Here is a 19926-nt window from a genome sequence, read left to right on the forward strand (position 1 = left end):
ATAAAGTATTTAATTACTCATTCCTATGATTTCAAATTTAAATTATAAATCTTTTTTTGCATATACTTTCAGAGATATTATCATTGATATAAAACCAATAATAATTGAGATGAAACAAGGCATCCATGTTAGGACAGTTGGTGAGAATGGAAAAATACTTTTGAAATCAATATCACTTGATTGTAGTCCCCTTATAAGAGTAGGAGCAACAAAAGGTATTAAAAAAGCAGTTAAAAGTGATATGATTTTGGTTTTGTCATAACCAAATTTAAACTGAACAGGAAGTAGTACACCAAATAAAATACTTAGAGTTAAAAAAGTTATTCCAAGAGCGCTAGCGCTCAAGCTTTCTATACCCGATGGTGCGACAACTGAAATGATTATACGGATAATAGCTGCACAAATAAAAATTACAAAAAGAAAAAGGTACTTCGCTTTTACAAATGCGCTTCGTGTGTATGGGGTAGCACAAAGTAAAGCCGCTCCCTTGTACTGATCCTCAAATTTGGATACCGTTCCGAACAAAATATATTCCATCAAAATAACGGTTAAAAGAAAGCTAACAAGACCGCCATCGTTTAATTGTAATTGTGAAGAAAGATAAATAGGAGCTATAGCAGCAAAAACGAGTAAGATTAGAAAATATTTTTTGACTAACAAAAAGTCTTTCATCACTAGGTTAATTAACATGGATGTTCCCCCCAATATATGAAAGCATAATCTCCTCAATAGTTGGTCTTTCTATTAATACATCAGGCATGAGTCGACGTACATCATCTTTTTTATTAGTAATCCCTTCAAATCCATAGTGAGTTTGATGTAAATTTAAAAAAAGAGGTCTTGTTTGTTTATTAATTAAGCGGTTGTCGCCCTTTACCAATGCATGTGTGTCTATTAAAACATCTTTTTCATCATTTACTAAAACTTTTCCATCATCAATTAAAATAATCATATCAGCAATTTTATCTAAATCAGATGTAATATGAGTGGAAAAAAATACGCTTTTCCCCGGCTCTTTCATGAAATCAAGGAGAATATCCATTAATTCACTCCGTACTAATGGATCCAAGCCACTTGTTGGTTCATCCATTATTAATAGATCTGCATGATGGGATAGGGCTAATGCAACTGCAAATTTCATTCGCATTCCTTTGGATAGAGTAGAGATTTTTTGTTCTAGATTTAAGTTAAACTTTTTAATATAATTTTGGAAAACTGTTTCATCCCATTCAGTGTAGGATGGAGCAATAACATTTTTCATTTCCTTTACTGTTAATTCATCATAAAAATAGCCCTCGTCTAGCACAATACCAATTTTGTTTTTAGACTTTCTTTCATGCTTATCCATATCTTTTCCTAGAAAATTAATTTTCCCAGTATCTTTTAAAATAAGACCCAAAATCGCTTTAATTGTAGTGGTCTTTCCAGAACCATTTGTACCGATAAATCCTGTTATACAGTCTGTATTAAGTGAAAAGGTAACATCTTTTAACGAAAAATTTCCGTAAGATTTATTTAAATTATTTACTTCTAACACAACATTCATTTTTCATTCTCCTCCTCTAAAATTAAATCTAAAATTGAATGGAGATCATCTGCATGAATACCTATACTACGAGCCATTTGACAAACTTCAGTAAGTTTAACTTCTACCATCCGGCGTTTGGACTCCATTAACAACTCTAAATTTGTAGGAGCTACATAGGTCCCTTTTCCAACCTTTGTAATAATAAAGCCTTCTGTTTCTAATTCTGCATAAACTCTTTTTGTAGTAAGTACACTTACATGTAAGTCGTTAGCAAGTGAGCGGATTGATGGTAATTGTTCACCCTCTTTTAATTCATTGTTAAATATGGATTCCTTAATTTGCTCCTTTATCTGTTGATATAAAGGCAGACTTGATACATTACTTAAGACTATTTTCATTAAACAACCTCTCTATCGATAAGTGTTATGTTATGTAATGCACACCATACACACTATACACAGTTAACATTATAAATTATAAAAAGCAGTTTAACAAGATATACTGCGATTAAATAACTTTTCATAAATAAAATTTTTAGTATCAGTTAATAAAGATATTTGTTATTTTAAATAAACCAAAAAGAAAGTTTTGTAAATATATGTCACAAAATATTAAAGAAACACACACAAAATGTTTAAAATTTTTTGATTGTTTTTAGAAAACATAGGGAGTTATACTTTAGTCGCACCACACAATACAGAAAAGGGGGTAGGTCAAATGGAAACACCAGTAGTACAACCAAGGGACTGGACTTGTTGGAGTTGTTTAGTATGTGCAGCATGTTCTGTGGAATTATTAAATTTAGTTACTGCGGCAACAGGGGCTAGTACTGCAAGCTAATATCCTTTCAGAAGTTTTTTGGTTAAAAGCACTAAGAGAATGAGCACTTTTGGTCAAATTAGACTTTCTAGGAGAAAAATAAATAATCAAAAAGGAGATGTTCTAAATGGAAACACCAGTAGTACAACCAAGGGATTGGACTTGTTGGAGTTGCTTAGTATGTGCAGCATGTTCTGTGGAATTATTAAATTTAGTTACTGCGGCAACAGGGGCTAGTACTGCAAGCTAATATCCTTTTAGAAGTTTTTTGGTTAAAGGTACTAAGAGAATGAGCACTTTTGGTCAAATGAATTTTCTAGAAGAAAAATAAATAACCAAAAAGGAGATGTTCTAAATGGAAACACCAGTAGTACAACCAAGGGATTGGACTTGTTGGAGTTGCTTAGTATGTGCAGCATGTTCTGTAGAGTTATTAAATCTAGTTACTGCGGCAACCGGAGCTAGTACTGCAAGTTAAAATTTTAAAATGTGAGAGTGTTTATGGTGAAATTAAATTAGGGCTTATTCTAATGACAAACAGTTATGTTAAGAATAAGTCCTATATATTTATCGAAAACGAGTATGGGATTTTTGTAATACATAAACTAAAAACAAATTTAAATTTTATAGGAGATGATTAAAGTGAATGGCTATTTATTTTGGAAAGAAAAGCTAGAAATAAGAAAATTCACATCAAATTATGAATCTATGTTGGTAGTTCATAAAAACCCAAACGAAAGCGCTCCTACGCTTAAAAACGAAAATACATTTACGATAAATAAAACCGCCACTGAAATTATTGAGTTAATTGATGGTACTAAAACATATGGACAAGTTGTATCTTTCTTGTCTTTAAAATACAGTGAAGATCCAATAAGTATTGAAAAGAAATTAAATGCATTTTTAAATAATGTATCCAAAGTTTACAATATGAACATTGGTACGCAAGAAGAACCTATAAATGTACCAGTTAATTTAATTGAAGAACAGACTATATATCCAAAAGTGGCTTCAATTGAAATCACAAACAGATGTAATGTAAGATGTCGTCATTGCTATGGAGATTTTGGAGCAGTAAAGCCAAAAGTAATGAGCTTAGATCAAATAAAATCCTTATTAGATGACTTAAATAATATAGGAGTGAAATTAATTGAACTTACGGGCGGTGATATAACAGTACATCCAAATCTAAAAGAGATATTGTTATATGCACTTAACTTGGATTTTTCTCAAATAACACTGTTGACCAATGGTATAGCTCTTTCTGAGAAAGTTATGGACATAATAATAAAAAATAAGTCGAAAACATTTGTGCAAATTGATATGCATAGCTTAGATGATAATTATTTGACTTGGTTCTTTAAAGTTCCTAATACACTTCATAAAATTAAAAATAACATAATGAAATTAGCCGAAAATGATGTTCGTTTGCGGATCGCCACAATAGTTACACATTTGAATGTGCACGAGGTAGAAGATATAGCTGAATGGGTACATAATTTAGGGATTGATAGTATTGGGGTATCTCCAGTAATACCAATGGGAAGAGCCTTAGGATGTAGTGATCTTTATTTAAATGAAGAGGATGTTAAAACATATGGTGAAGCATTGTTGAAAATAAATAAAAAATATCCTAAATTTGTTTCATTATATGAAGGTGCGCGCGCTGAGATTAGGAATTGTGGTGCAATAACATCACATATTGTGATTGCGCCTGATGGTGAAATTAAAATGTGTACTATGCATAGTTTAGATGATTTGAAAAACAGTATAGGTAATGTTTTTGAACAGAATATTAAAGATATTTATGACGAAAAATTCAAATACATTAATGCATTTTTTAACTTGCAAGCACCTCAAATGGACTCTGAGGAATGTAAAGAGTGTGAAAATAAACGTTTTTGTAGTACATGCTTCTTAAGAAGCTTTATAAAAGCACAAGAAATTGGCGATAAATGTAAATGGTTTAAAAATCATGTCCCTGAAATAATTAAGGAGCCATTAATGGTAGGGCAAAATTAGTATGATTGAAGGAGCCATTAATGGTAAGGGCAAAATTAGTATGATTGGATGAGATGAATATTGTTAAGTTTCTGAGGATAAACCAATATAATTCCATAGATAATGCGTCGGGATAAGGTCTCAAGATATCTATGGAATTATATAAACCTCATTATATTGATTCGTAAATTAATATAATAAATAGACAAAGGAGGAGAAAGAGGGTGAATAAGAAGATAAATAAACAAGATGAAATTCAAATTTCTTATAAAGAGTTATTATTTTTATATCCGTATTTGAAAAATACAAAAACTTTGTTAGCTTTTGGTTTAATTGGGATGGTTATAGCTTCTTTGATTATCGCACCGATACCATATATTATTGGGTACATTATTGATAAAGTTATACTATTAAACAAAAGCTACGATCAATTATTAAAAACAACTCTTATACTCTTATTAATTTATTGTATTAACTATTTAATATCGATAGGTTATGAGTATTTATTTACTCGTGTACAACAAAATGTAGTTAATGAAATTCGATTATCTATGATAAGTAATATTATAGATGCGCCTCTTTCTTATATTAATCAGAAGGAGAAAGGTTACATTCTTAGCAGAATTGCTGAATCTGGTAATGTAAGTGCATTATTTTCTCCAAATTTATTAAGGGTTTTTTCAGGTATATTCGATTTTTTCTTTGCTTTATTTATAATGTTTAATTTAAGTGTTAAACTTACAGGTATCATAGTAATTATTATCCCAATATATTTTATAATATCCAAACATTCTTCTAAAATGATATCGAAAAGTACCACAAACGTATACGAGTCATCGGCAGTATTAAACGCAGAAATGTATGAAACCTTAAATGGAATAGAGGATATAAAATTATTAAACGGTAAAAATATACAAACCAATAAGATTAAGAGTAAATTAAATAATGTAATTAAAAGTGCGCTAAAACAAAATTTACATTTTATTTTCTTTATGCAAAATTTAATAGTAACAAATAACTTTGTTACAGTAATAGTATTACTGGTATCAGGTATTTTAATTTTACAAAACCAGCTTACTATAGGGGTGTATACTTCATTTTCAATTTATATGGCTAAACTCCTTGCGACTACCCAAGCTTTAGGCAGCTTAGATATAACTCTAAAACCCGTGTGTATTAGTATTAAGAGAATTAAGGAGTTCTTCAATTTAGATGTTGAAAATACACTAGGTACAAATATAATGAAAGAACCAATTAATTCAATAGAATTTAAAGATGTTTGTTTTAAATATAATGGAAATAGTGATTTGATATTTGATCATTTAAACGTGCAAATTGAAAAGGGTGACAAGTTATTAATTGATGGTATAAATGGATCAGGAAAATCTACCTTTATAAAATTATTAACAGGTTTATATCAACCTGAAAGTGGAAAGATATTGATAAATAATATTGACTATAACTTAATACATAAAGAAAGTGTTAGAGATAGAATAGGTATAGTTTCACAAAATATATTTTTGTTTAAAGGAACTATATTAGATAACATATTATATGGACAAACAAATAAAACGAAAGAAGATGTAGTTAAGTTAATGAAAAGGTATCATTTAACATCACATCTCAACAGATTTGAGAATGGATTAGATACTATAATTGTACAAGATGGTTCCAGTGTTTCAGGAGGTCAAGCACAATTTATAGCCTTTTTAAGGGCTATCCTCACAAAAAGGGATATAATAATATTAGATGAAGCAGCATCTAATTTACATATTGATACAAGAAATCTTATGTATGAGATACTTCAAAATTACAATCTTTGTAATATATTAATTATGATTTCACATCAGCAAGATGGCTTGTATTTTCTCAATAAAACATTAGAACTTACACATGGTAATAAAAGAATTGCTTTAAATGGTAGTATGCTTTAATCATCATGCTTTCATAGAAGGGAGCATCCTAATTATGTCAAAAATGAAACTTATTAATTTTGATACATATAGAAATTCAATAGTTTTATTTGAGAACAATGGCGAGATTATATCAGTGTCAGCTCATTTTCAATTTTTTGAAGGAAGTGAAAGCTATATTCAAGGTTTTATTGATAATGAAGAAGTTATTCACTTTAAATCTAATAATCCTGGTCCAAATATTTCTATATATCGATTTGCGCCTAAGAATATTACCAAATTAATTATATCAAGTGAAAATAGAACAAATGGAATGGTCACATTGTATACTTCAGAAATATAGCTAACATCTAAATTTTTTAATAGTTAATACGATGAAGTCTTGGATTAAGATCGCTTGTATAACATTATTTGTTTTTAAATAGCAGCTATATAATCAAAAAAAAGGAATCCTTTATTATAATCTGTACCCTTTGTAAAGGACATTTTGAAAAAAGTTAGGCAACATCAAGAAGATGATTTCTGTATCCAACAGGAGTCATCTTTTTTAAATTCCATTGATATCTATAATGATTATAATACGTCATATATTTCTTAATCTCTTGTTTCAATTCATTAAAGGACACGCAAGGTTTTATATGAGCTTCATCTTTCAGATGACCAAAAAATGATTCTTGTGGGGCGTTATCCCAACAGTTTCCTCTTCTTGACATGGATTGTCCTAGGTTTAGCTTTTTAACTAGCTTTTGATAGGTAGGGCTTGTGTAGTGGGATCCTTGATCTGAATGAATATAAGCACCTTCAGTCAATCGAATCCGCGGATTCCTTTTTAGTTTATGGAGAGTTGTCGTTACGAGCTCTAATGTCATCTGTTCTGAAACATGGTAAGCTAAAATTTCATTAGTTGAGCCGTCTAAAATTGTAGATAAATAGGCCCTTTGATTCTTACCGTAAACTAAATAGGTGATATCTGTAAGAAGTGTTTTCCCTGGGGTATTTTGTTTAAATTCCCGATTTAATTGATTCGGTACTATTCGATGTTCTTTTGTAGCTTTAAGCATTCTTTTATAAGGATTCGCTTTGCGAACCGGACAGATAATCTCGTATTTCTTCATAATTCTACGGATACGCTTTAAATTGTAGACAACTTGAAACTGACCCGCCAATGTCATCTTTATCTGACGAGCCCCTTTGTTTCTATTTCTAAATCGAAGTGCTTTTAATATGGTTTCCTTCAAGATTTCATCTCGATCACTCTTTTGTTTCCGTTGTTCTTGAGATGAAACTGAAAAGTAATTATAGTATCCCGAACGGGATACACCAGCTACTTTACACAAATGACTGACCATATTCCTTAAGTTGTATTTCATGATGACAGAACGAATCAAGATGAATTTCTGACTAGATGGTAGTGTTATTTCCTTCTCATCCTCCCTTCCATAAGTTTGATTTTTTTTAGCAATTCGTTTTCCGCCTTTAGTAAGTTTCGTTCGGCTTCTAAACGGGCATACTTTTCTTCTAACGTAAGCTCTCTCTCAAGAGTTCTTCCAGCGTTTTCGATACGTGTATCCCTTAAACCCAATACACCATTTTTTCTATAAGCAGCACGCCATCTACTTCCCGATGACATAACTCGTTTCATTCCAATCATATCTATATCAAAACCACATTCTTCAAAAATATTTCGAGGTAGCTTTCCTTTTTCATTTTCCTCAATAAAAATATGCTTAAATTCCTCTGTATAAGTGATACCTTTCTGACTTACAGATTTTACGTATAGGTTATTTGATAGAATTTGAATTTCTCTTTCTGTAAATAGTTTTTTTGTCATTTTCAACATTCTCCGATCCCAATTTTCCTTTTATTATACAAGAAATACCCTATAGAATAGACTTTTTTCAAGTGTCTATTCTATAGGGTACATTTTATTATAAGGTATTCCTTTTTTTTGATTATAATATTAAATTTATTATAGGGTTTCTTTACCCATCGGCATTTAACTAAAGCGAAATTGTAAACCTAAAATAAAATAACTTTATCCTTTCCTATAATTCTACAGAAAGAAAAGTGTATTTTTTGCAAAATGCATGTGATGTCACGAATAATTAAAAGGTTATTCAATAAAAAGCTTACTGCCGCATTTAAACTTATTGAAAGTAACTAATTTAGTTATATATCAATCAACCACGTCCAGCTTGGAAAGATGGATATAGCGACATACCACCATCAGCAAACAGTGTAATACCTGTTACATAGCTCGCTTGTGAAGAAGCAAGCCATGCTGCTACCGCTGCAATTTCTTTCGGTTCTCCGATATATCCCATAGGAACCATACTTTCAACATCGGCACGTTTTTCTGGATCCGCAAATTTTTCAGCATTAATCGGCGTATTCATAGCACCAGGCCCAATATTATTTACACGGATTCCTTTTGGTGCATATTCTAGTGCTAATGTTTCTGTCATTAGCTTAACGCCACCTTTACTTGCTGCATAGTGTACAAATAATGGCCATGGAATTTGCTCGTGAACGCTTGACATATTAATAACACTACCTTTAATATCATGCTCAACAAAATATTTAATTGCTTCCCGGCTCCCTAAGAAAGCCCCTGTTAAATTCGTAGCAATTACCTTATTCCAATCACTTAATGGCATTTCATGTGAAGGTACTGAATTTTCAATACCCGCATTATTAATCATGACATCCAGTGTACCAAATTCTTTCACAGCAGATTTAACGAGATTGATAACATCTGATTCAACTGTTACATCTCCTTTTACCGCAATCGCTTCTCCACCTGCTTGTTTAACTACTTGTACTACCTCATTTGCTTCTGATTCGTTTGAATAATAATTAATTACAACTTTGGCTTGTTCTTCTCCAAAACGAATTGCCATCGCTCTTCCTAATCCTGTGGATGCACCTGTAATAACAACAACTTTCCCTTTTAAATCTGTATACATAATTTTTTCCTCCTTTTTATCCTTTAGCAATTCCTAACATAATGCCAGCTGCAATAATGAAGATAATTCCAATGACAATCGCAATAAATTGTCGTTTTGTTTTCTTTTCACCTAATATAAAAATTCCACCTAAAGTTGAGATCACGATCCCCATTTGGGAAAGGGAAAAACTTGTTGCCACCCCTACACGCGGCTGGGAAATAAATAAAAACATATTTCCTGCTGCCCAAATTAAACCAGGAATAATATTGTGAATCGCATATTTATTAAATGGTTGATGCTTAAAGGTTAGTAGAATTCCACCTAACACCATACCAATGGCTTGTGGTAATAACGCTGACCATCCGTCTATACCGAATAGGCGGATAATTACCACATATACTAAGTAACCAAGAGTTGAAATTAATAACATCACAATCCCTTTTTTGAAATTTCCTTTTTGTTCATCGTTTTTCTCCTCTTTGCTTTGGAGTGATGTTAGAACGATTCCGATTATGATACAAAGAAGTGCCAGAACACCTAATACAACAGATGTTGTTGTTGACCATTCATGAAATACAATGACCCCAAATAAAGTAGTCGAAACTAATTGCATCCCTGTTGAAATAGGCATTGTTTTAGAAACCCCAATTAAATCAATACTTTTCAATTGATTGGCTTGTCCTAATGCCCAAAATAGGCCAGATATAATCCCGACAATTATCATCACGGGCGTCAAAACGGGTTTTATAAAAATATAAACACCGATAGAAAAAACTAGAGCGCCAAGGGTAGTTCCAAGTATTTGACTGTAAGGACCGCCTCCTAGTTTAACGTTGAAGAGTACAATACTTCCCCAAAATAATGCTGGTAAAATCGCTAATAAAATATCCATTTTTTCTAACCTTCCTAAAACATATTTATTAAGTTGAATGCTTGTACGAGATAGTATCTTTGTGTCGAGGGAATTATTTTAGAATAAGAGAAATTTTTCGTTTTTCTACCCGTAATATTTGTTTACCCAAAATAAAAGAAAAATAACATCATGTTGAAAAAGAAAATAACTAGCACGAAATAAAAAAGTTATTAGAAAGAATATGACCAATACAATTTCAAGTTTTGAAAATAGGAATAATGGAGAAAAACTTGATGCAAAATTAAGCTATGTTATACAAAAACAACGCATTATGTTTATACATGAGAAAAAGAAATAATATCGTAAAATCTTTAATTTCATATATAAAATTAATAAGAAGTATGATATGATGAAAGTAACAAAATACTTCTAAAACTATCTTGCAAAAGGACACACCTACGCATACATATGCGATAGGTGTGTCCTTTTTTATTTGTTTTTAAGATTTCAAGACTGAAAAGGGGGATGTATATTGTGTACCAGTAATATAGCATCTACTAATGTTTCTTTTGAAAAATTGAAAAGTCAGGAAGAGAATGAAAAAAACATAGTGTCAATATGCCCGAATTGTAAGAAACTCTCATTTAGAGCACTTTATAATGATTATCCAAAATGGATACAGTATTGCCTATATTGTAATTATCGAGAAGTAAATACAATAGAGAGTCCGTTTGTTTATTAGATGTAGCTATTTACGTATTTTGATTAGGAGGAAGAATTTCCGATATGAAAATATGAATTAAGGCTATTTGTATAACATCATTTGTATTTCAAATGCCAGCATGTAGCAATTCGACGCAAACAAAAAATGATTCGAGACCTGCCCAAGCAGTACAAAACGGAATACAACAGCACGTAGAAGGGAAAGGTATTGTTGATATTCCAGGGGATTATAAGGGGAAATTAAAAGACTTAGAGACCGTTAAAGGGAAGGTATTATATATAAAAGACGGAGATACAATAGACGTAAACGTAAAGGGGCAGAAACAGATGGTAAGGTTACTGTTATTAGATCCCCCTGAGTCTGTATCTCAAAAAATTCCACCACAAAAGATGGGAAAAGAACCATCTTCCTTTTTAAAGAAACAGCTAGAAGGGAAAAGTGTAACATTTGTTTATGATCGGGGACCAAAAGAAGACAAATACGGTAGAAAATTGGCTTATGTATTTTGCGTTGGAATACACATCAACGAATTAATGGTCAAGTCGGGTTATGGGATTATAGCCTATATTTCTAGACCTAATACTACATTTCTATCTGAAATGAAAGAAGCAGAAAATGAAGCAAAAGAATCAAAGGTTGGCGTATGGAGCATTAAAGGCTTTGTAGATGAAAAGAACCAGCATTATAACCGTAAAGATGCAACTTAACACCCTAACCCATTGCAATACAAATATTTGTGCAAAATGGAGGTTTTTTGAATGAATGAAAACAAAAGAAATATGCTCTTATCCTTTATCAATTCAATTTTATTTATTTTCGCGAGTCTATTGCCATTTAGTAATAATGAATATGTGTATGTTATCTCCAAAATTGGTGCTGCAGCTGGTGTAATAAATATTGTGATGATGAGCGTTTTCTTGTATTTTCAAAGCAAAAAAACGGGACATTTATTAAATTGGTAATTAAAGCTAAATAGTTTTCCTTACTCATATTCTTTTAAGTTTGGTAAGGAAAGCCGAAAAGGAGTGTGAAAGGTGAGTCAAGTACCTGGATTTTTAAAGTTTGTTTTAGCGAAAGAAAGACGGTATGTATATTTAGTTGTAGCAGAAAAGAAAAACAAAAAAGTACATACACACATGGTATATAGATTTGGTTCGCTAGAAAAAGCATTAGAAACCATGTACGAAATGCGTGGTGATTTTGAAAATCTTTTCCCTCTAGAATTAAAAGAGAGGGGATACGACTGAGAAGATATCAATGATTGGATACTTTCTATTGAAACAGGGTATTCGAAACACGGAAATAAACTAGTCATATACTAGCAAATGTTTTGTATTTTAAAAAATAGGTGAAGCGAAAATAAGATGTTGATCATTCAAAAGTATCACATTGTAATTGCTTGGACGATAGCTACTAGTGCAATGTTAATTAGTTTGTTTTTTAGTGAATGGATAAAGCTGCCGCCATGTGATTTGTGCTGGTACCAAAGAATGGCCATGTATGGGGGTAGGGATATATAGAAAAGATTCGCACGTAAGCACGTATGCATTTCCATTTGCGTGTATCGGTTTAATGTTATCTGTATATCAAATTACAATTCAAGCGTTTCCTAATAGTGAGATGCAGATTTGTTCAGTAGGAGTTTCTTGCACAAAAGATTACTTAAATTTATTCGGTTTCATTTCGATACCTATGCTATCTTTTGTTGGATTTTTAGCTATCATAATACTTCTATATATTAAATCTGAGAGAGACAAAAGAATAAACAATACAGCGATTATGAACAATATGCTCGAATAAACAAAAAATACCTATAAATAGATAAAAATATAAAGAAATTAAAAAAGGAGAAATAAAAAATGACAACAATGCAAGTAAGTAATGAAATGTACAAAATTCCAGAGGCGGATATAGAACTATTAAAAATCATGGCCCATCCAGTTAGATTACAAATTGTGAAGGAGCTAGAACACCACAAAATTTGTAATGTAACACAGTTAACAGAGCTATTAGATGTTCCTCAATCTACCGTATCTCAGCATTTATCTAAAATGCGTGGAAAAATTCTTCGCTCAGAAAGAAGAGGATTAGAGATGTATTATCATATTGTGAATTCCAAGGCATGTCAGATTGTCGGAGTATTAGGTATTTAATTCTAAATCGAAATAGGATGATAGAAAGAGTGTTGTTAAATATAGCTGCAAAAGATGATGTACTGCAGAATGATAAATTCACAAGCTTAAAGTTTAGTCCTTCTAATAATGGAGGAGCTGACTGTGGTGAAAAATTGATATAGAGGTTACTAAAAAAGAGTGCAGTACATGTCTGCATTCTTTTTCTTTGTGCCATAGCTATAATAGATAAAGTATTTTGTTTTATATGACTCTGAATAGGGGATACCGTGTTTTGCTATGCGAAAACGATATTTTCGACTTTTTAAGCAAAGGGGATAATTAGTGTATTGATGTGTATAGTATGAATTAAGGTTTAGAATATTCTGTGTCAATATTATCAATTTACTATAGTTTCCAATTATGTAAAAATAGAATTGATTATAATTTTCCGTAAATATTAGATTGAAAACTATTATAAGGGGAATGTGAGTATTTATAGCTGTTTATAAACGATGATTGGGGATACAGACAATAGGGTGATCAAGTACTGGTAGAATTTATCAAACAAAATGAGGTGACTTTAACTTGAGAGAAATTGCAAAGAAAGTAAAAATGATACGTTTACAGGAGGAGCATTCCGGGCTTAAGGCAGATGCAGAACAGTATTCTTCCAAGAGATGTAAAATAGAAAGAGAGAGTATTAATTTAGAAAAAAATAGAGTTAAAAAACGAACTCAAAAATTTCAAACGTCAGAAGAAAAATGGGACATAAAATGTAAAAAAGCAGTACAATTATTTAATCAAGGAGAGGAATATCCAACTATTGCAAAAAAACTGAGGTGCAATGTGAGTAGTTTGTATAGAGAACTTAAGAAACGGGGCACATTACAAACACCAAAGCAGGTAGCAGTATCTAAATCATTAAAATCACCCATAACATCAACACGAGCAAAAAAAACAAATTTTGAGAGATATAAAGAATATTATATGTACAAATAGAAGAATTCATGGCTATAAATCTATACTTAATTCTTTAGTGTTAAAAAGCTCAGATTATAAAGGGTACAATGAAAAAATGCATGTTTAGCAGCAAATCTTCTTACAGTATTGATAGAGCATCTTTTGGGTTTTTTTATATATTTTTACATCTAACAAATATTGAAGGCTATTACCTGTTGCTTAGATCATAAAAATATTCATAAAACTAAATCCTTACTTATATTTGTTGAGTAGTTGGTTAAGAAGAGTTTTTTTGCAAATGTTAAAATAAGAATAATTTGTCTAAAGCAAAAGAATCCTCATGTCATAAAGGATTCTTTTAGAAGAGTTAGAGAGATGTTGTCACTTGACTCATATTGATTTTACGATAAAAAGAAAGAATATTCAATTTTATTATATATTTCTCAATATATTCCTTTTATTTTTATATTATAATTAATTCTTTTTATTGATGTATATCTTTCTGTGGTGAATCCTTTTAATAAGGATTCCTTTTTTAGTGGCTCATATATTAATAATGAGCCACTAGAGTTTAAGATAGTTTATACAACAACTATTGAAATTGCTTGATTATAGGGGAATTGTTGATTTCTATTGCTGGGGATCAGCCCTGAAAATTTATCTACAGTAATAATGATTACAGGTATTCTAACTTCGTTGATTAGAAAATTTGTTATTACTTTTGTGTCTCTATTAATTTTTTATAAAAAGTTTTCTTGTGTATACATCTATATTCTCTTACTCTTTTTAAACATTTTAATCTTTTTAAGTTTCTCTTATAGATGTAAAAGGTTTGGTGTAATTATAATGTTTTTAAATATAGTAGATTTTAAAGATGTTATAAGTGGGGTTCTTATAAAAAAAAGCCCTCACTAATATGTAATACTGAATGAATGATTGTTATTAATTATATAGTATTAATACACGACGACGTATGTTGTTTAACAACGTAATTTAAAGGTGTATCAACAATTTGGTTGATACACCTATTTTTTTATGCTTTTATCGCCCATTTATCACTACATTCAATCTCTTTATTACTACTTTTGTGTAAAAAGAATAAAGATGTTTAATTGTGCTTGTAAAAATAAAGTAACGATCTATTTGTTATCCCAAAAAACATATTGATGAACAATTTAAAATACCCTGATTAAAAAAACACCAGCTATCATAACAATTAAACCGAAAATTTGTATGGGCTTGACTCGATTTTTCAAAGAGTTAAGCAATCCAAATTGTTCTACCATCAAACTACCAATGATTTGACCGAATAAAGTAAGGATTACAGTTTGTCCATTTCCAATTTGATCAACGAGGTATACATTTATTAGAACATAAGACCCACCTAATATCCCTCCAAGCCATATCCACCATGGGGCTGATTGCTTAATAGGTTCTTTAATATTTGTGTAAGAACGGTCTATTATTCCGACAATTATAATTAAGATAATAGTACCTACAAAGAATGAAACAAGGGCTGCGTGCGAAGATGAATGAAGAACCTTTCCTAATTGACCATTGATAGCAATTTGTATAGCCATTAACATACCAGCCATTATGCCTACTATACGCCAAATCCATTGATTTAACATGCTCTCCTTGTCTGTTTGAGAAGAATATTTTTCACTTTTCTCTTGTTTAGCTATAGCTAAAAAGACACCTATTAAGACTAGTAATACGCCGAAGATTCGGCTTAATCCCAAAGGATACTGTACTGAATTAAACCAACCGTAATTATCTATTAGCATACTCATCAGAGTCATTCCCAAGATTGGCATTATTGCTGTTTGTACACTACCCAATTTAGGAAACAAAAGTATATTGGTGGTTAAAGCAATTGCTCCACCAATCCCCCCCAGCCATATAAAGATAGGTTGGTTCAAGAATAAGTCTAGTGGAATACCTAATGGTGAACCACTAATTAATATTGTAATAGTTAAGAAGATTACCCCTACAGCAAATGAGATCATTGAAGCTAAAAAAGGAGAAATCACAAATTTTCTTAATTGAGCATTAATGGCTGTTTGCACAGCAAAAACAGCTCCAAAACTTATAGCTAGAAGTATTGCAAACATAGAAATTTCCCCCCGTTTTATCAAATTAAAATCCAGTCTATTCCACCGGAATATTCTCTTTCTAAAAAATAAAAAATTAAAACGACGGCATTGATTATATCAAAGTCGTCGTCAGGTGTAATGAATACAATAAATTCAGGATTAATTACATTAAAAAACTTATGTTTTTTATTTCAAGAAGGCTCTGCATTATTAATTTTTTTGATTTTTTATCCACTGTAACCAGTAAGAAAACTCACATGCTAAATGCATTTGATGCGATTTAATAAGGCTGTTAGGACAAAGTGCAGGGAACTCAACAACTAGACTTACTTCTATCCCAGTATCAGTATCTTTAAATTGATGTCGAACTCCACCAATAATAGTACCGTCTTTCATACGTGCTACACCTGTTGATTGGTATTGATAAGACTTATCTCTAGGTGTTTGCAATCTAGTTTCGTCACCAAAAACAATAAAGAATTGAACTGGAAATGGAGAATTACCAGTAGTTTCTATAACTTCTAATTGATTTTCTCCAAAAGGTCTTAGTACATAGTGATCAGGACAAGCTGATAAATTCACTTGATTATTCTCGCGTGATTGTTCAAGCATAAGACTATCAATTCCATTTATCGCTTCTTCTGCTGTAATCCCATCTAAATAAATACTTGTTTTTGAAAATTTCCGTCTCTCACCAGATAAAGCCGTACCAATACGCATGCCCATCTCACTCAGTCTAAGTTTAAATCTCAACTTATCGTACATTTCATTGTATGAATATCTTAACTTTAGTTCCGTTAGTTTTTTTATCATGTCATCTGTATCATGTATTTGAGGCTCTTTATGTCCTAATGTATTGAAAACTTTCTTAATACGTTCTTTTTTCCATTTTGTAAGTTCTTCTTGTGAAATGTTTTTTCCTTCAATATAAATTTTCATATTAATTCTCCTTTACTCTTCATCAATTATTATTCCAACAATCGTTTTTTTAAATTATTGTTAGTCAGTTTACTGAGTAAAACCAAAGTATTTTTTAAAAACATATCTAGGAATAGAAATTCCATAGTGCTATTTTAGATATCTTCTTTTTGATCGTACTTTAATGTGGTGAATATGAGATTAATCATCTCTTTCTTCGTATCAAGATTTAAATTTAGCTCCGAATGGGCAATACTGCTAAGACCATATAAAATAAATCCAGAAGTTAAAGATAAGTTGTCAGTATGGAATACTCCTATTTTTACTCCATCCTCAATCACTTGTTGAATGAGTGGTTGTAATTGCATAAATAATTTCTGCTCAAGTAGGTAATGTTGTTCTGTCTGAAATGAACTCGAATCTTTGTATGGTGCTAGTTTTTCAATAAATGTCCAAAATATATCTAGAGAATTTTTCATTTTTTGCATAACGAGCAATTCATTCGAAGTAAGTATTTGCTGAATTATTTCTATATTTTTCACAATAAAATCATTTAAAATCTCATCAACAAAATCTTCTTTAGATTTAAAGTAATAATAAAATAAACCTGTCGCTACACCTGCATGATTAACGACATCCTTTATGCTAAATCCTCCCATACCGTTTTTCATATAAAGTTCAAAACCTATATCCATTAACTCTTGACGCCTTATATCAGGTTCTTTTGATATTCTTTTCATAATTTATCTCCTACCGTATTATTTTTACGACTGAATCTGATTCAATCATAAACGACTGAATTCGATTCAGTCAAGTGTTATTGAATCTGATTCAGTCACTTATTATATAGAAAGATCGCTACTTTATTTCAAACCCACATATAAAACTTGTTTGTGGCGTGGTCATTCACTTTTATCACCATTTTTGCTATTTCTTTCGGTTCAAGAGAAGGTAAATTAATTGTACAGTCGACTTATTACCACATCCATCGAAGTAACAAATACAACCATTATTGCTTAAATTCTCTCCTATCGGGGCATCATAGCAGAACGTACAATCTGTTTAACAACATAATGGAAATAACACTTTAAGGAGGAGTTTATATGGAAAAATGGTTTTCAGTTAAAGAAGTAGCAGCCCTTCTGGGCTATAAAAACGAAGAAACCATAAAAAGAAAACTAAAAGATGGGCTTTTTCCAAATGCATTCCAAAACAGCCGCAAAGAAGGTTGGAAGATACCAGCAAGCGATGTAGCAACTCTAGCTGGCTCTTCTCTAAAAAAAATCCAAAGCAAAAAATCATCGTCTACTGATTACAACAAATTTGAGCTGGTCAAATTAGCATATCAAATAGCAACCCTTACTTCCCCTCCGGAAGGAGTACATAAAGCTCTCACTTCTTTACCATTAGAACAAGCACTTAAAATTTGTCTAATTTTACGGCAACAAAGTAGACCAATTGATGCTCCATTCAAGTTTGTCAAAGCAGCGATAACGAAGAAGTGGACACCAGATCCGATTACAGATGAGAAGAAAAAAAGTTTAGTCGATTTCACACAACGTGATTTTGAGGGAGGGGGATTGAAGGAACAAAGCATGGGGAAAATCCCTTTGTACAATTGGTTGGAGTAGGAATAAAGGTGGTTAATGTGAGATGAAAAGCAATTATTACTACCATATTAAATGCCCTGAAGGGGTAAAACCTAAAAAGTTTAAATTAATCGTAATGGACAAACATCATACTCCTTTCTTACCTCTCACGGTTTTTTATAAGGAGGCATTGGGTAGGGTTTCAGACAGCAGTGCGGAATCCTACCTTAAAACCCTCTATACCTTCTTTACATGGCTTCGTACCGGTAGTAATTATCAGGGGAGAATTGTAAATTGGAATGATGAACCTCACATTGTACGGGCATCCATAGAGGACTATTTGATGTATGAAGCTCATTGTAAGATTTCAACTAACGATAGCAAAACACATTACAATGTAAAGTTAACAAATAAAAGCCCTAATACTGTTAGTCGATTGTTAAGTGCTTTAAAATCTTTTTACAAAATCATGATTCATGTAAGGATGTATTTTTATCCCAATCCCTTAATTGATACGCACGCTATTTTAGAAGAGCACCAAACCCTAAAAGAGGGTATTAGGGAGGGAAAACCCAGAATGCCCAATGAGGCAGGGACAGAAGAACCTTTACCAAAAAGATTCAGAAGGTTAACCGACTCTTTTTTTAAGGTCATAAATGGCGAGTGGAAACCTCAGATTATTGATACTCCTCATCTCCCTGCTATGATTGATAAGGCTGGAGCGAAAAGTAAATGGAAACTTAGAGACGAAATTATTACACGAATGTTATTTCAAACCGGAGCAAGAGCAAGAGAGGTTATTGAACTTACATTTGGTGACTATCGTTCTAGGAATGACAAGAATGAGTTTGCCACCTTTAACAAAGGAAGCAATGGAAAAAGGACAAAGTTTTTGAGAGTAGATAATGACACATTAAAATTACTTGATAAATATATCCATGGTGAGAGAAAGAAAGTTAATAAAAGTGCTTTAAACATGAATGACACACCTGATGAAACTCCAATATTTCTTAATCAATATGGAAATCCCTACACGTATGATGCCTTTCTAAAAAATTGGTTAACTATCATGGGAAAAGCAGAAATTAAAATCAACATTCATAAAACTCGTCATTGGTTCGTAACCCGAAACATTCGTGAAATTCGTGAAAACTACAAGACAAAGGTAGAACAGGATAATGCAATCGAACAATTAAGAATTTATATAAATTGGAGCGAAAAAGCAGACACCATGAAAATCTATGAGCACTATATTGATGAAAGAGATTATGTGGCAAAGGTGCATGATAAATTATTGAAAAAGATGAAACAGGATCAGGAGGAGTATTTAAATCCGTTAAAGCCTCGTAAGAAGGCTAAACAACCTTCGGTTGAACCTAGAAATAAGGTTGTTCAAATTCCTGAAAAACGACATGAATTAATGGACTTTATTAATGAATTGAATAGTTAATCCATTAATCTAA

21 protein-coding genes and 2 pseudogenes are annotated in these 19926 nt (G+C 31.5%); 14 read left to right on the forward strand and 9 right to left on the reverse strand.

The genetic code is table 11. From position 1 onward, the window contains the following. Positions 1-42: 42 nt before the first annotated feature. Genes QCI79_RS28975 through QCI79_RS28985 form a run of 3 tightly spaced genes read right to left on the reverse strand, consistent with a single transcriptional unit; the run spans position 43 to position 1926 of the window. The gene (locus QCI79_RS28975; protein ID WP_000906771.1) at positions 43-690 is read right to left on the reverse strand and encodes an ABC-2 transporter permease; all 648 of its coding nucleotides are present in this window, start codon (positions 688-690) and stop codon (positions 43-45) included. After that, positions 680-1546: an ABC transporter ATP-binding protein gene (locus tag QCI79_RS28980; protein ID WP_021728268.1), complete on the reverse strand. Its 867-nt coding sequence runs from the start codon at positions 1544-1546 to the stop codon at positions 680-682. The genes QCI79_RS28975 and QCI79_RS28980 overlap by 11 nt, the downstream gene beginning before the upstream one ends. Then, complete coding sequence (locus QCI79_RS28985) at positions 1543-1926, reverse strand: GntR family transcriptional regulator (protein WP_000706800.1); 384 nt, start codon at positions 1924-1926, stop codon at positions 1543-1545. The genes QCI79_RS28980 and QCI79_RS28985 overlap by 4 nt, the downstream gene beginning before the upstream one ends. 319 nt (positions 1927-2245) lie before the next feature. On the opposite strand from QCI79_RS28985, the gene tucA (QCI79_RS28990) reads away from it, so the two are divergent. The 6 genes from tucA (QCI79_RS28990) to QCI79_RS29015 all read left to right on the forward strand — a co-directional run bounded on the left by tucA (QCI79_RS28990) (position 2246) and on the right by QCI79_RS29015 (position 6604). Then, the gene (gene tucA, locus QCI79_RS28990; protein WP_000449799.1) at positions 2246-2368 is read left to right on the forward strand and encodes a subclass IId bacteriocin thuricin17; all 123 of its coding nucleotides are present in this window, start codon (positions 2246-2248) and stop codon (positions 2366-2368) included. A 106-nt stretch (positions 2369-2474) separates the two neighbouring features. After that, positions 2475-2597, forward strand: coding sequence for a subclass IId bacteriocin thuricin17 (gene tucA, locus QCI79_RS28995; protein WP_000449799.1), 123 nt, complete (start codon positions 2475-2477; stop codon positions 2595-2597). 105 nt (positions 2598-2702) lie between these two features. After that, positions 2703-2825, forward strand: coding sequence for a subclass IId bacteriocin thuricin17 (gene tucA / locus QCI79_RS29000; RefSeq protein WP_000449799.1), 123 nt, complete (start codon positions 2703-2705; stop codon positions 2823-2825). Between the two features lie 155 nt (positions 2826-2980). Further along, complete coding sequence (locus QCI79_RS29005; protein WP_033679607.1) at positions 2981-4369, forward strand: radical SAM/SPASM domain-containing protein; 1389 nt, start codon at positions 2981-2983, stop codon at positions 4367-4369. Between the two features lie 203 nt (positions 4370-4572). Next, positions 4573-6282 carry an ABC transporter ATP-binding protein gene (locus QCI79_RS29010; RefSeq protein ID WP_021728754.1) on the forward strand — a complete coding sequence of 570 codons (1710 nt, stop codon included), beginning with the start codon at positions 4573-4575 and terminating at the stop codon, positions 6280-6282. A gap of 34 nt (positions 6283-6316) precedes the next feature. Next, entirely contained in the window at positions 6317-6604 is a 288-nt protein-coding gene (locus QCI79_RS29015; RefSeq protein ID WP_021728755.1) for a hypothetical protein, read from the forward strand. A gap of 154 nt (positions 6605-6758) precedes the next feature. On the opposite strand, the gene QCI79_RS29020 is transcribed toward QCI79_RS29015, so the two are convergent. The 3 genes from QCI79_RS29020 to QCI79_RS29030 form a co-directional block, all read right to left on the reverse strand. Next, positions 6759-8101 (reverse strand): IS3 family transposase gene (locus QCI79_RS29020; RefSeq protein ID WP_087986225.1). Its coding sequence is split into 2 segments (ribosomal slippage): positions 6759-7720 and positions 7720-8101, totalling 1344 coding nucleotides; the frame shifts between segments, so codons are not numbered across the junction. Between the two features lie 340 nt (positions 8102-8441). Then, positions 8442-9227, reverse strand: coding sequence for a glucose 1-dehydrogenase (gene gdh / locus QCI79_RS29025; RefSeq protein WP_021728028.1), 786 nt, complete (start codon positions 9225-9227; stop codon positions 8442-8444). A 16-nt stretch (positions 9228-9243) separates the two neighbouring features. Further along, the gene (locus QCI79_RS29030) at positions 9244-10101 is read right to left on the reverse strand and encodes a RhaT/GlcU family sugar-proton symporter (protein ID WP_000353531.1); all 858 of its coding nucleotides are present in this window, start codon (positions 10099-10101) and stop codon (positions 9244-9246) included. A 795-nt stretch (positions 10102-10896) separates the two neighbouring features. Here QCI79_RS29030 and QCI79_RS29035 point away from each other — a divergent pair. The 6 genes and pseudogenes from QCI79_RS29035 to QCI79_RS29060 all read left to right on the forward strand — a co-directional run bounded on the left by QCI79_RS29035 (position 10897) and on the right by QCI79_RS29060 (position 13899). Next, positions 10897-11493, forward strand: a complete 597-nt coding sequence (locus QCI79_RS29035) for a thermonuclease family protein (RefSeq protein WP_021728030.1) — start codon at positions 10897-10899, stop codon at positions 11491-11493. A 51-nt stretch (positions 11494-11544) separates the two neighbouring features. After that, positions 11545-11748 carry a hypothetical protein gene (locus QCI79_RS29040; protein ID WP_021728031.1) on the forward strand — a complete coding sequence of 68 codons (204 nt, stop codon included), beginning with the start codon at positions 11545-11547 and terminating at the stop codon, positions 11746-11748. A 72-nt stretch (positions 11749-11820) separates the two neighbouring features. Continuing rightward, positions 11821-12108 (forward strand): annotated as a pseudogene (locus tag QCI79_RS29045) (hypothetical protein). A 42-nt stretch (positions 12109-12150) separates the two neighbouring features. Beyond that, positions 12151-12586 (forward strand): annotated as a pseudogene (locus tag QCI79_RS29050) (disulfide bond formation protein B). 59 nt (positions 12587-12645) lie between these two features. Continuing rightward, positions 12646-12939, forward strand: coding sequence for an ArsR/SmtB family transcription factor (locus QCI79_RS29055; protein WP_000210390.1), 294 nt, complete (start codon positions 12646-12648; stop codon positions 12937-12939). Between the two features lie 546 nt (positions 12940-13485). After that, a complete protein-coding gene (locus QCI79_RS29060; protein WP_042991620.1) occupies positions 13486-13899 on the forward strand; it encodes a hypothetical protein in 414 nt (137 codons plus the stop codon). Between the two features lie 1136 nt (positions 13900-15035). Here the strand turns inward: QCI79_RS29060 and QCI79_RS29070 are convergent. From QCI79_RS29070 to QCI79_RS29080, 3 genes are all read right to left on the reverse strand, one after another. Beyond that, positions 15036-15974 (reverse strand): DMT family transporter, encoded by a 939-nt coding sequence (locus tag QCI79_RS29070; protein WP_023901126.1) that lies wholly within the window; start codon positions 15972-15974, stop codon positions 15036-15038. Between the two features lie 192 nt (positions 15975-16166). Then, a complete protein-coding gene (locus QCI79_RS29075; protein WP_000708315.1) occupies positions 16167-16895 on the reverse strand; it encodes a hypothetical protein in 729 nt (242 codons plus the stop codon). Positions 16896-17029: 134 nt separating this feature from the next. Beyond that, positions 17030-17614, reverse strand: a complete 585-nt coding sequence (locus tag QCI79_RS29080) for a TetR/AcrR family transcriptional regulator (RefSeq protein ID WP_000822612.1) — start codon at positions 17612-17614, stop codon at positions 17030-17032. A 363-nt stretch (positions 17615-17977) separates the two neighbouring features. Here QCI79_RS29080 and QCI79_RS29085 point away from each other — a divergent pair, with 363 nt between their 5' ends. Then, positions 17978-18505, forward strand: a complete 528-nt coding sequence (locus QCI79_RS29085; RefSeq protein ID WP_021728024.1) for a helix-turn-helix transcriptional regulator — start codon at positions 17978-17980, stop codon at positions 18503-18505. Positions 18506-18527: 22 nt separating this feature from the next. Next, complete coding sequence (locus QCI79_RS29090) at positions 18528-19913, forward strand: tyrosine-type recombinase/integrase (protein ID WP_021728025.1); 1386 nt, start codon at positions 18528-18530, stop codon at positions 19911-19913. Positions 19914-19926 lie beyond the last annotated feature (13 nt).

The organism is Bacillus cereus group sp. MG1 (assembly GCF_040460035.1).
GTDB lineage: Bacteria > Bacillota > Bacilli > Bacillales > Bacillaceae_G > Bacillus_A > Bacillus_A cereus.

Excerpts from the sequence above, each read along its gene's own strand:
- QCI79_RS28975 (WP_000906771.1), bottom strand. The coding sequence starts at position 690 with ATGTTAATTAACCTAGTGATGAAAGACTTTTTGTTAGTCAAAAAATAT.
- QCI79_RS28980 (WP_021728268.1), bottom strand. The coding sequence starts at position 1,546 with ATGAATGTTGTGTTAGAAGTAAATAATTTAAATAAATCTTACGGAAAT.
- QCI79_RS28985 (WP_000706800.1), bottom strand. The coding sequence starts at position 1,926 with ATGAAAATAGTCTTAAGTAATGTATCAAGTCTGCCTTTATATCAACAG.
- tucA (WP_000449799.1), top strand. The coding sequence starts at position 2,246 with ATGGAAACACCAGTAGTACAACCAAGGGACTGGACTTGTTGGAGTTGT.
- tucA (WP_000449799.1), top strand. The coding sequence starts at position 2,475 with ATGGAAACACCAGTAGTACAACCAAGGGATTGGACTTGTTGGAGTTGC.
- tucA (WP_000449799.1), top strand. The coding sequence starts at position 2,703 with ATGGAAACACCAGTAGTACAACCAAGGGATTGGACTTGTTGGAGTTGC.
- QCI79_RS29005 (WP_033679607.1), top strand. The coding sequence starts at position 2,981 with ATGATTAAAGTGAATGGCTATTTATTTTGGAAAGAAAAGCTAGAAATA.
- QCI79_RS29015 (WP_021728755.1), top strand. The coding sequence starts at position 6,317 with ATGTCAAAAATGAAACTTATTAATTTTGATACATATAGAAATTCAATA.
- gdh (WP_021728028.1), bottom strand. The coding sequence starts at position 9,227 with ATGTATACAGATTTAAAAGGGAAAGTTGTTGTTATTACAGGTGCATCC.
- QCI79_RS29030 (WP_000353531.1), bottom strand. The coding sequence starts at position 10,101 with ATGGATATTTTATTAGCGATTTTACCAGCATTATTTTGGGGAAGTATT.
- QCI79_RS29035 (WP_021728030.1), top strand. The coding sequence starts at position 10,897 with ATGCCAGCATGTAGCAATTCGACGCAAACAAAAAATGATTCGAGACCT.
- QCI79_RS29040 (WP_021728031.1), top strand. The coding sequence starts at position 11,545 with ATGAATGAAAACAAAAGAAATATGCTCTTATCCTTTATCAATTCAATT.
- QCI79_RS29055 (WP_000210390.1), top strand. The coding sequence starts at position 12,646 with ATGACAACAATGCAAGTAAGTAATGAAATGTACAAAATTCCAGAGGCG.
- QCI79_RS29070 (WP_023901126.1), bottom strand. The coding sequence starts at position 15,974 with ATGTTTGCAATACTTCTAGCTATAAGTTTTGGAGCTGTTTTTGCTGTG.
- QCI79_RS29075 (WP_000708315.1), bottom strand. The coding sequence starts at position 16,895 with ATGAAAATTTATATTGAAGGAAAAAACATTTCACAAGAAGAACTTACA.
- QCI79_RS29080 (WP_000822612.1), bottom strand. The coding sequence starts at position 17,614 with ATGAAAAGAATATCAAAAGAACCTGATATAAGGCGTCAAGAGTTAATG.
- QCI79_RS29085 (WP_021728024.1), top strand. The coding sequence starts at position 17,978 with ATGGAAAAATGGTTTTCAGTTAAAGAAGTAGCAGCCCTTCTGGGCTAT.
- QCI79_RS29090 (WP_021728025.1), top strand. The coding sequence starts at position 18,528 with ATGAAAAGCAATTATTACTACCATATTAAATGCCCTGAAGGGGTAAAA.